We start from the raw sequence: 8983 nt of genomic DNA, 5'->3' as shown, positions 1-8983 counted from the left end.
CTCGTTCCGCTCGAGCTTTTCGCCGACCGCGCCTTCGCCGGCGCCAACCTGCTGACGCTCGCGCTCTACGGCGCGCTTTCGGGGATCCTCTTCATGGCGGCGGAAGAATAAAGCATCCCACTTTCGCTGCTCGCGTGGCGCTCGCCGCGACTGGCCAGCTCCTCCACGGCCGAGGCTACGAATCCAGCGCGTTCGACCTCGACGCGGCGAGTGCCATGCTTGGCCTCCGTTGCGACCTGCGGATTTTGATGAAGGGGATGAGGGCGTGGGAGGATCCGCCCCCCTGCCCTTCCGGTTCAGACGAGCCCATGCCGGATCAGGAAGCGGCAACTGACGCCGAAGCGATCGCCCCCGGCGCCGCTCGCGCCGAGTTTTAGTTTGTGAGAATCTCTTTGTCGTGCCATTGATGGCGTTGACGGTCAGAAGGGCTATTGCTCCGGTCCAGCGTCAACAACACACGTAGAGCCCGAACGGCCAAGTGGACGAGGCAGTGATGAACGAAGCGGTGAAGGGCGGCGTTGGCGCCCTAGGTGTCGATGTCAATACCATAAGCCGGTATTCGGACATCCTCGCAGCGTCCCTCGACCATGAGATGCGGCGCATTTATAGCCCAAGCGAGCAGAAGTTTCTGCGGAAATTCAGTGCTGGAGAGGTCTCGGAAGTCACTGGTATCACCGCTTCCAACCTTCGAACCCGCCATAAGGACGGATCGTTCCCGGACGTGGCCACCGATGCCCGAGGTCATCGCCTCTACTCTGCCGAGGAGATCAACCAGATCCGGGACATCATGTTGCGGACAGGTAAGAACGGGGAATTCTATCGTCCGGGGCGCCGTCCCGGAGATGAGATGCAGGTTATCTCCGTCGTGAATTTCAAAGGTGGTTCCAGCAAAACTACCACGACCATCCATCTTGCTCACCGCTACGCGCTTCGCGGCTATCGCGTGCTGGCGATCGACATGGACGCGCAGGGCAGCCTGACCACCTTCTTTGGCTTTCGCCCCGAACTCGATTTCGAGAAGGAAGGCGAACTGACGATCTATGATGCTCTCTGCTATGAGTCCCCGGCCCAGGGTATTCGTCGGGCGGATTTACGGCGAGTGATCCGCCAGAGCTACTTTCCCAATCTCGATGTCGCGCCCGCGAGTCTGATCCTCGCCGAGTACGAGACGGAAACCGCCAACGCCCTCAGCCAGAACGCCTTGGGACGATCGGCTCATTCACTCTTCGCGGTCAGACTTACCGAGGCGTTGATGGGGGTGAAGGACGATTACGACTTGGTGCTCATCGACTGCCCCCCGCAGCTTGGCTTCACAACGTTGACCGCGCTCGCCGCCTCGAACGGGCTACTCGTGACGGTCGTGCCCGGGATGCTCGACATTGCAAGCATGAGCCAGTTTCTCAAGCTCGCCGCCGAGACGATGGGCACGATCAACCAGAGCACCGGGCGGTCACAGGAATGGGACTATCTTAGGTTCCTCATCACTCGCTATGAGCCCTCTGACGGGCCGCAGACGCAGATGGCGAGCTACCTGCGCCACCTGCTCGGCGGCGCGGTCATGGTCAATCCAATGCTGAAATCGACTGCGATCAGCGATGCGGGGATGACCCACCAGACGATCTACGAAGTCGAGCCAAAGCAGCTCATTCGTAAGACGCTCGACCGTGCGTTGAACAGCGTCAACTCGGTGGCCAACGAACTGGAAGCCGTCATCCAGCGCGCGTGGGGTCGGTAGATGGCACGCAAGCTCTTCGACACGATCAAAGCGAGCGAGGCTGGCGCGGCCTCCGTCGCTGCTAATCCGGGAGCGAGCGAGATGCTCGACCCGCCTGCGGATCTCTCGCCGCAAGCGCTCCCCCGAATTCGATCGGCCAGGGCACTGCGCGGCGGGTTGATGGAAATCAGCGCCAATTCGGTGCGTGACATTGACCCCGACGCGATTGTCTCGGAAGGCCCGCGCGATCGACTCGATGTTGAGGATGAAGGAATCGCGGCTCTCGCCGAGAGCATCCGGCAGCATGGTCAGCAAGTGCCGATCATGGTCCGCCCGGCCGAGGAGCCCGACCGGTATCGGATCGTCTACGGACGTCGGCGGTTGGCGGCCGCGCGACGCCTTGGAGTGTCGGTCAAAGCGCTCGTGCGATCGATGGACGATACCGCGTCCGTCGTCGCGCAAGGGCAAGAGAACAGTCTGCGCCTTGATCCGTCCTTCATTGAGAAGGCTGTTTTCGTTGGCGCGCTGCGAGAGGCTGGGTACTCGAGCGGGACAATCCAGGACGCGCTTGCGATCTCCCGTCAAGCTCTGTCTCTGCTTGCTATCGTTCACCAGTCCATTCCGGCCGAAGTAATCGAGGCGATCGGACCCGCGCACGACGTCGGCCGACGGCGCTGGATGGATCTGACCGACCTCGTCCGTAAGGCCGGTGTGGACCTGGCCGCTATCGTCGAGGAGCATCGCCAGGAGCTCGTCGACACAGCGAGTTCAGAGGCTCGGTTCGACCTTGTGTTCCGCGCCGCAGCAGCTCGGCCCGGCACGGCGCGCAACGCCGCCGAGCCCCTGCGCGGTCCGGATGGCAAAGAGATTGGCTCGGTCCGGCGTAGCAGAAAAGAAGTGATCCTCTCGATCTCGTCCAAGGACGACGCAGATTTCGCCGACTGGATCCAGCGTTCCGCCGCCATGCTCGTGGAAGAGATGCGTCAAAGATGGCGCCGCGAGCAGAGCGAAACCAGTTTTCCAAATGAAATCAATGTGAAAGGAGGGCCAACGGACACCTAGAGCGAGAAGAGCTCCCCAGATTTCTCCGGAGAGCCCTGCAAAGTCGTCGTTGTGGTGACACGAATTTAGCAGGTCCTCCCTCGACAGGTCAAGATCCGCCATTTTGGCGGGCGCTGTGGTTTTGACCATTCCCGATCGAGAGATCGCGGCGTGGCGGGAAGTTCTTTTGTCGTGTGATGGTCGACGGCAACAACATGGAACAACCGAGATCTGCTATAGTTGCGCCCCGCGCGAAATGCCCCGAAGGCGATGCCGGCTGGTGGCCGCTATTCCGTGCTCTGAAAGGCATTCGCGAGCAATTCGGGCTAGGTCCACAGCACTTGAATACTCTGGCCGCTCTGCTCTCCTTTTTGCGCCCCGGTTCAGGCACAGTAGTTTTCGCGTCGAACCGTTCAATCATCGAACGACTAAACGGGGTCAGCGAACGGACCCTACAACGCCATATCCACCGCCTCGCTGAAGCGGGCCTTCTATGCAGAGCGGACAGCCCTAACCGCAAGCGCTACAGGGTCACGTGCGCGCACGACGAGGTCGCATTCGGTCTCTGTCTCTCGCCGCTCCTGGCCCACGCTGATGAAATCCTCAAACGTGCCGAACAGGCACAGGAAGACCTCAGGCGCTGTAGGCTCCTCAGGCAACGTTTGCTAGCCCTCCTCGCCAGACTGCGGGAGGTCGGCGCCCCCTGCCCCGAGGAGCCGCGCATTCGTCTCCTGCTGCGCCGACGGCTTGCCGCAGCGCAACTCGAAGAGTTGCTCGACGGCCTCTCGGCAGACACCTCCCCTGCCCTACCCATCCCCGATGCACATGTCACCACTGACAATGTGTCGGCCAGCGACACGCAGAATGTCGTGCATTATCAGAAGTCAGAATACAGACACTCTAAGAATGACTCGCCCCGTCGAACGCCGGCCTCTCCTCACGTGGACGAGCTCGTAGAACCTTCAAATTTTCTGCGAAAAATGACCCGAGCCTGCCCGGATGCACTGGTCTGGCTAGGGGAATGCCCAAGAGATTGGCGAAGTATAGGTTACAAAGCGAGGGAAATCGCAGGTTGGATAGGCATCTCGCCGGCCTCCTATGATGCCGCCGCAGGGGTCTTGGGACCCGAACGTACCGCAGCGACCCTGCTATGCGTCTTGCAGTCCGGTCCTACAATTCGTCGACCCGCAGCTTACTTCCACAGCATCACGCGCGGGCCTCGATCGCAGGACTTCAGCATTGAGGCTTGGCTCATGCGCTTAGCGAAGAGAGTTGGCGGCGCCGCCGGTTAGCCCCGCTGGCCTTAGGACGCATGAGGCTGCTGCACGCCTCGCATCGTCTTTATCTCTTGTCGAAACGATTCTCGCGAAAGGGAGCCGAAGCTACCGCGATGTAATCCGCGGATTACATCGCGGTGCTCGGTTTGGCCGTTCATTGTCGACAGCTCGGTGTCATCCGCGGATGACACGACCGGCAGAGGATGCCAGGAAGCTAACCATTGCCGCGTCAAGGCTCCCTCACAAGCCGGCCGTGTTGTAAGGTTGACCCGGAGCCGTTTGCTCCAGCGCTGCTTTGGCGACCACTGACCACTCATCTCGGCCAACACGTGACCGATGTGACGCTTGACATGGGCTTCCACACCTCGGCGTGGCTTACCAGCCCGGAGCGCCGAATGCCCGACGTAAAACGCAAGCCGGTAATGAGCACGGCGCGCTTCACCAGACGCGCCACGCACCTGAGGTGCAGCGGGTCGTCGAGTGGGCGCTGGCCATCGCGCGAGACGGCACGGAACACAGGGGGGGCGGTCGATACGGCCAAACTCAAGCGAGGTCTCCCGCCATCGCGCCGGGCAGTTGCGGTCACTCGAGCCCCGACCGGCTTCGATCTCGCGCCGGCCGGATTGGGACCGGGGCGCCGCGATCATCAATCTCCGGAAGCTCCCTCATTGCTGCTATCGCGGTCGCCCAAGAGTGGACAGTCGCGAGCGGATAGCGCGGCCTTTCGAGCCGACTGGCGTCGCTGCTCGATCCGGCTCTGCGGTGAGAGGCGGAAGATGGGGTGGGGCAGCGGGCCGCTTGATGTGCCCCAAGTGGGCGCGGCCTTGGGCTGCGCGATAGCGGGGCAGGGGCCTCCGCGCCGTTGCTCAGCCCCGTTTCACCGGGATCAGGAGAAGCGCCGATTTGCCCTCCGTGACGGCCTCGGTCGAGAGCTTGCGGTCGAAGGTCGCGAGCTGTCCGCCGCGAAGCCGCGCCAGCGCGAGAAGATATGCATCCGTAACTTGCGCCGAGGTCAGGATCTTGCCGGCATCGACATGCGCGGCCGCGACGACGCTGAAATCCTCGCTCCAGAACTCATGGCCGGGCAGCGCCCGCAGGCCTTCCAGGATCCCGGCGACCCGCGCCGGAGCGCCCGGGGAGTTCGGATACTTCGGGTTGCCGAGAATGCGCAGCACGCCGTTCTCCGTCATCGGGCAGGTCGCCCATGCGCGCCGGCCGATCTCGGAAAACCAGGCGTGGACATCGTCATGCGCGACATGGCCCGGATCGACCAGGGCGATCAGCACATTAACGTCGAGCAGGAAGGTCACGGCGTGTCGTCGCGCAGCCGATTGACCAGCTCCAGAGTGATGGGTGGTGCATCGGGACGTGGCGAGAGAAGCGGGATCCCGTTGCGTTCACCCTGGGGCAGGGGAGGATGGAGAGAGCGCCGCGCGAGATCGGAGATGACCTCGCCGATGCTCCGGCGCTGCTGCGCGGCGAGCGCGCGGGCGGCGTTCAGCACATCCTCGTCGATGGAAAGCGTCGTGCGCATGGCGTCGCTCCGGGTTGGCGCATCAGACATCACGCATCATCTAGCGAGTGCGAAGGTATGTTTCAACGGAACGTTTGCCCGCCGCTCTTTATGCTCGGTAACCCACGATCCCGGTTCGGGACCCCACGAGCGGATGTCTGGTCCAGCCTAATATGACCAGGTATGATTTCTGTGACCCATTTTTTCAGGAGGCACTCATGAAACAGTTTGATGTCCCGATTCAAGAAAACGGACGCATGATCCTGCCCGCCGAACTTCGCCGCGCCCTGGGAGTAGGGAAGGGCGATCGCATCCTCATTCAGGCCGACGGGGACCGGATCGAAATCACCACCACCCGGCGCGCGCGCCAGCGGGCACAGGAACGCTTTCGCGAACTCGTGCCGGAGGGCGAGCCGGTCGTCGATACCTTCCTCGCCGAAAAGCGCGCGGAGACCGCGCGTGAAGATGAAGAGCCGCGACTGAGACGGGACCCGAAGGCCAGCGCGAGATGACCGGCGTGGCCGCTGTCGTCGATACCTCCGCGCTGCTGGCCTATCTCAATCACGAAACGGGATGGGACATCGTCGAGAGCTGGCTCGACCGAGGGGTCGCGGTCTCCGCGCTGAACGCTCAGGAACTCACGAAGAAGATCGTCGAGCGAGGCGGCACGCGGGAGGACGCGACCCGGATCATCGCGGATCTCGCTCTCGATGTCCGCGACCTGACATTGGCGCTCGCGATCGAGGCGGGTACTCTGGTCACCCTCACACGCCCCAAGGGGTTGAGCGAAGGTGACCGAGCCTGCCTTGCGTTGGCGAGCCTCCTGGGCGTGCCCGCGGTGACGGCGGACCGTCCCTGGGCCGATATCGCCGACCTCCTTGGCGTACGTGTGCAGTTAGTCCGATAATCCGGACTTACCGGACAAATTTGCGAAGATCGGAGGGCGGCGATTTTCCCTGGAAGTCACCCAAGAAACCGCCGGACCGTCAGCTGCGCGGCATGCGGCTGGCGGGCGGGGTGAGACGGAAGACGCGCGCAGTGGCGGCGGACGTCCTGGGCTCCGCGAGCGCCCCATCGCCACCGACACGCTCGGCCTCGTGCTCAGGATCGAGGTCCACTCCGCCGGCTGCGGGATCGCGACGGAGCATCGCTCGCCGTTGTCCTGCAGGATCGCGCGCTACAGGGACCTTTGAGTCAGGCTCTCGGGCGGTGGAAGGCCCTCCACGCGTTCTCGGCGACGCGTCCGACCGCGTCACGGGCCTCGGCGTCGGCTTTCACGCGTCTCTCTGTCGATGATCGCTCGCGAGACAGGGCTCAGGCGGCGGTCGGCGAAGACAGCAGCCAGAGGCCGAAGACGGTGTAGAGCACCATCAAAGCCACCATCGGCGCATGGGCGATGGGACGATGGCTGGCGAGACGAAGCGCGAGTATCACGGCGAGGATATGGGCGAGGAGGATGAGCGCCACCTGGGTGATCCAGACGAGAGTGACGTCGGCGCGGTCCGTCAGGAAGCCGAAGGAGACCCAGTTCTCCGGCAGGCCGAGGAGGTTCCAGCCGCGACCGAGGGGGTCGTCGAGGGAGGCGACGAGGTATTGCCCGTCGGTGAGCAGCGCCACGAGATGATGGGCGGCGTGGTATCCCGCGGCGATCGGCAGGAAGGAGAGGAACCACGCGCCCGCGTCGCCCCCGAAGGCGCCGCGCGCGCCGGTGAAGCGGCGGCCGCACCAGATCGCGCCAAGGATCGAGGCGAAGGTGACGACCCAGGCCGCCAGCAAGCCGAGCGTGTTTGGCAGGATCACCGCCGAGCGGCCGGGGAACTCAAGCGGGTTGATGCCCAGCAAGGCCAGCCATCGGAACGTGAGGGCGAGGCCGTCGAAGCTGACGGCGGCGAGCATAAGCGCGACGAAGGCCGCGCCCGAGGGCGGGAGCGGCGGCATTGCCAGAATCTGGGCCCCCGGCGGGCCGAGCATGTGGCGAACCCGTGCGGTGGTGGTCTCGGTCCAGAGCGGAGCGACACGGCCGATGAAGCCGAGGTAGCCCCGGACCGCTTCGCCATGCGCGAGCCATGTCTCGCCCTCGAGGATCGCGAGGATGAAGATGACGAGCCAGTACCCGAGCACCGCGCGCGCCAGCACGGCGGGATCGGAGGGCGCGAGAGAAACGAGCTCGAACCAGGCGATCAGGAGATAGCCGGCCACCGCCGGCCAGGCGCCGAGACGGGACAGGCCGATGCCACCGGCGAGGCCAATCGCCCGCCTCAGCGCGACGACCGGGCCGCTCCAGGGACAGATCGCGCGGCCCAGGTCGCCGAGGACGAGGCAGACGAGGGGAAGGACGATCCAGACGAAGGTCCAGATCGTCAGGCTGAGCGGATTGGTCAGCGGGTCGCGGTCGCCGAGAAAGCCGGCGGCGATCAGCGCGAAGAGCGTGAGGGCCGAGAGCCAGCTCGGAAGATACCTCGGCACGGCGCGGCGGCGCTCGAGCAACAGCCGCGGGCTGGGCCAGGGCAGCGAGGGCCCGAGGATCCCGAGGACGCCGGTCAGCGCGACCGCCGCGGCGGCTCCGAGGATGTACTGGCCGGTGGGAAGCGTCAGGATCACCATCCGGCCGCCAGCGTGGGCGAGGGCCGCGCGAGGCGTCAGCGCGAGCGACACCACGGCGATCCCGCGCCAGACCCCAGCCAGGCGGGCGCGGCGCCCGGCGACGCGACCCGCGGGGCGGCGCTCGCTCGAAGTCTTCTCGGACGATCGGCTCATTCCCGCGAGGCTATCGCCGCCGCTGGCCGAGATGCAATCCTCGGCTCCGTCGCGCGAACTACGACCTTCCAAGGTCGAGAAGGTCGCGGACCGCGGCGTTCTGGGTGGCGTACAGGCGGTTGATCTCATCCTGCCGCGCGCGGATGTCGGCGGGCCAGGTCGACTTGATGTAGGAGAGCACGTCGACGATGTCGCGATCACTCAGCGCCGTCGCAAAGCGTGGCATGGCGGCGGGGTCGAGGGCGCCGCAGGCCGCGCTTGTCTCCCCGATTTGGTCAGCTGGACCAGCGCGAAGTCCGGGTGCTGCCAGGTGTGGCCGCTCGCATCGTGCGGCGGAGCGGGCGTTACCGTGGCGCCCGCGGTCGGGTCGCCTCCCGAAGCGGCGGACTGGCCTTCCCCGAGCGCGCCGTGACAGCCGGCGCATCGCGCGACGTAGAGGGTTCGCCCGCGCGCCACGACGTTGGCATCGTCCCAGGCGAGGAGGACCGGCTCCTCCCGTGTCGACCAGGAGCGCCAGGCGGACATGCCGCCGATCAGAACTGCCGCCACGATCAGAGCGACCGCGGCCGCGCGGAGGTCTCTTCTCATCAGGCCCCTGTCCCCGGATCCAACAATGCCGGATCGATAGTTCTCTTCCTCGCCACGAGGTCAAGGCACGCGACCGCCGACGATTGAAGGGCA

The 8983-nt window shown here is 64.8% G+C and carries 10 protein-coding genes; 5 read left to right on the top strand and 5 right to left on the bottom strand.

The window, feature by feature from the left end:
• The first annotated feature begins 493 nt into the window (after window positions 1–493).
• The 3 genes from repA (at window position 494) to repC (ending at window position 4047) form a co-directional block, all read left to right on the top strand.
• Window positions 494–1735, top strand: coding sequence for a plasmid partitioning protein RepA (gene repA, locus FJM51_RS20940; RefSeq protein ID WP_140456073.1), 1242 nt, complete (start codon window positions 494–496; stop codon window positions 1733–1735).
• Window positions 1736–2776: a plasmid partitioning protein RepB gene (repB, locus tag FJM51_RS20935; RefSeq protein ID WP_233713206.1), complete on the top strand. Its 1041-nt coding sequence runs from the start codon at window positions 1736–1738 to the stop codon at window positions 2774–2776.
• A 176-nt stretch (window positions 2777–2952) separates the two neighbouring features.
• Complete coding sequence (repC, locus tag FJM51_RS25405) at window positions 2953–4047, top strand: plasmid replication protein RepC (protein WP_140456072.1); 1095 nt, start codon at window positions 2953–2955, stop codon at window positions 4045–4047.
• An 851-nt stretch (window positions 4048–4898) separates the two neighbouring features.
• Here the strand turns inward: repC and FJM51_RS20925 are convergent.
• Window positions 4899–5342, bottom strand: coding sequence for a TA system VapC family ribonuclease toxin (locus FJM51_RS20925; RefSeq protein ID WP_140456071.1), 444 nt, complete (start codon window positions 5340–5342; stop codon window positions 4899–4901).
• Window positions 5339–5566: a CopG family transcriptional regulator gene (locus FJM51_RS20920; protein ID WP_140456070.1), complete on the bottom strand. Its 228-nt coding sequence runs from the start codon at window positions 5564–5566 to the stop codon at window positions 5339–5341. Before FJM51_RS20920 ends, FJM51_RS20925 begins: the two co-directional genes overlap by 4 nt.
• A gap of 197 nt (window positions 5567–5763) precedes the next feature.
• Here FJM51_RS20920 and FJM51_RS20915 point away from each other — a divergent pair, with 197 nt between their 5' ends.
• Together FJM51_RS20915 and FJM51_RS20910 are read left to right on the top strand one after the other, a co-directional pair.
• Window positions 5764–6057, top strand: a complete 294-nt coding sequence (locus FJM51_RS20915) for an AbrB/MazE/SpoVT family DNA-binding domain-containing protein (RefSeq protein WP_181164690.1) — start codon at window positions 5764–5766, stop codon at window positions 6055–6057.
• Complete coding sequence (locus tag FJM51_RS20910) at window positions 6054–6452, top strand: type II toxin-antitoxin system VapC family toxin (protein ID WP_140456068.1); 399 nt, start codon at window positions 6054–6056, stop codon at window positions 6450–6452. The genes FJM51_RS20915 and FJM51_RS20910 overlap by 4 nt, the downstream gene beginning before the upstream one ends.
• A gap of 407 nt (window positions 6453–6859) precedes the next feature.
• On the opposite strand, the gene FJM51_RS20905 is transcribed toward FJM51_RS20910, so the two are convergent.
• From FJM51_RS20905 to FJM51_RS25400, 3 genes are read right to left on the bottom strand one after another with little or no spacing between them, the layout of a single operon-like run.
• Complete coding sequence (locus tag FJM51_RS20905) at window positions 6860–8302, bottom strand: hypothetical protein (RefSeq protein ID WP_140456067.1); 1443 nt, start codon at window positions 8300–8302, stop codon at window positions 6860–6862.
• A gap of 58 nt (window positions 8303–8360) precedes the next feature.
• Window positions 8361–8528 carry a c-type cytochrome gene (locus FJM51_RS23970; RefSeq protein ID WP_181164689.1) on the bottom strand — a complete coding sequence of 56 codons (168 nt, stop codon included), beginning with the start codon at window positions 8526–8528 and terminating at the stop codon, window positions 8361–8363.
• Entirely contained in the window at window positions 8504–8827 is a 324-nt protein-coding gene (locus FJM51_RS25400) for a c-type cytochrome (protein ID WP_368733489.1), read from the bottom strand. Before FJM51_RS25400 ends, FJM51_RS23970 begins: the two co-directional genes overlap by 25 nt.
• Window positions 8828–8983 lie beyond the last annotated feature (156 nt).

Origin of the sequence: Amaricoccus solimangrovi, assembly GCF_006385685.1 — a bacterium.
Taxonomy (GTDB): domain Bacteria; phylum Pseudomonadota; class Alphaproteobacteria; order Rhodobacterales; family Rhodobacteraceae; genus Amaricoccus; species Amaricoccus solimangrovi.
This window is presented reverse-complemented; position numbering and strand designations above follow the sequence as displayed.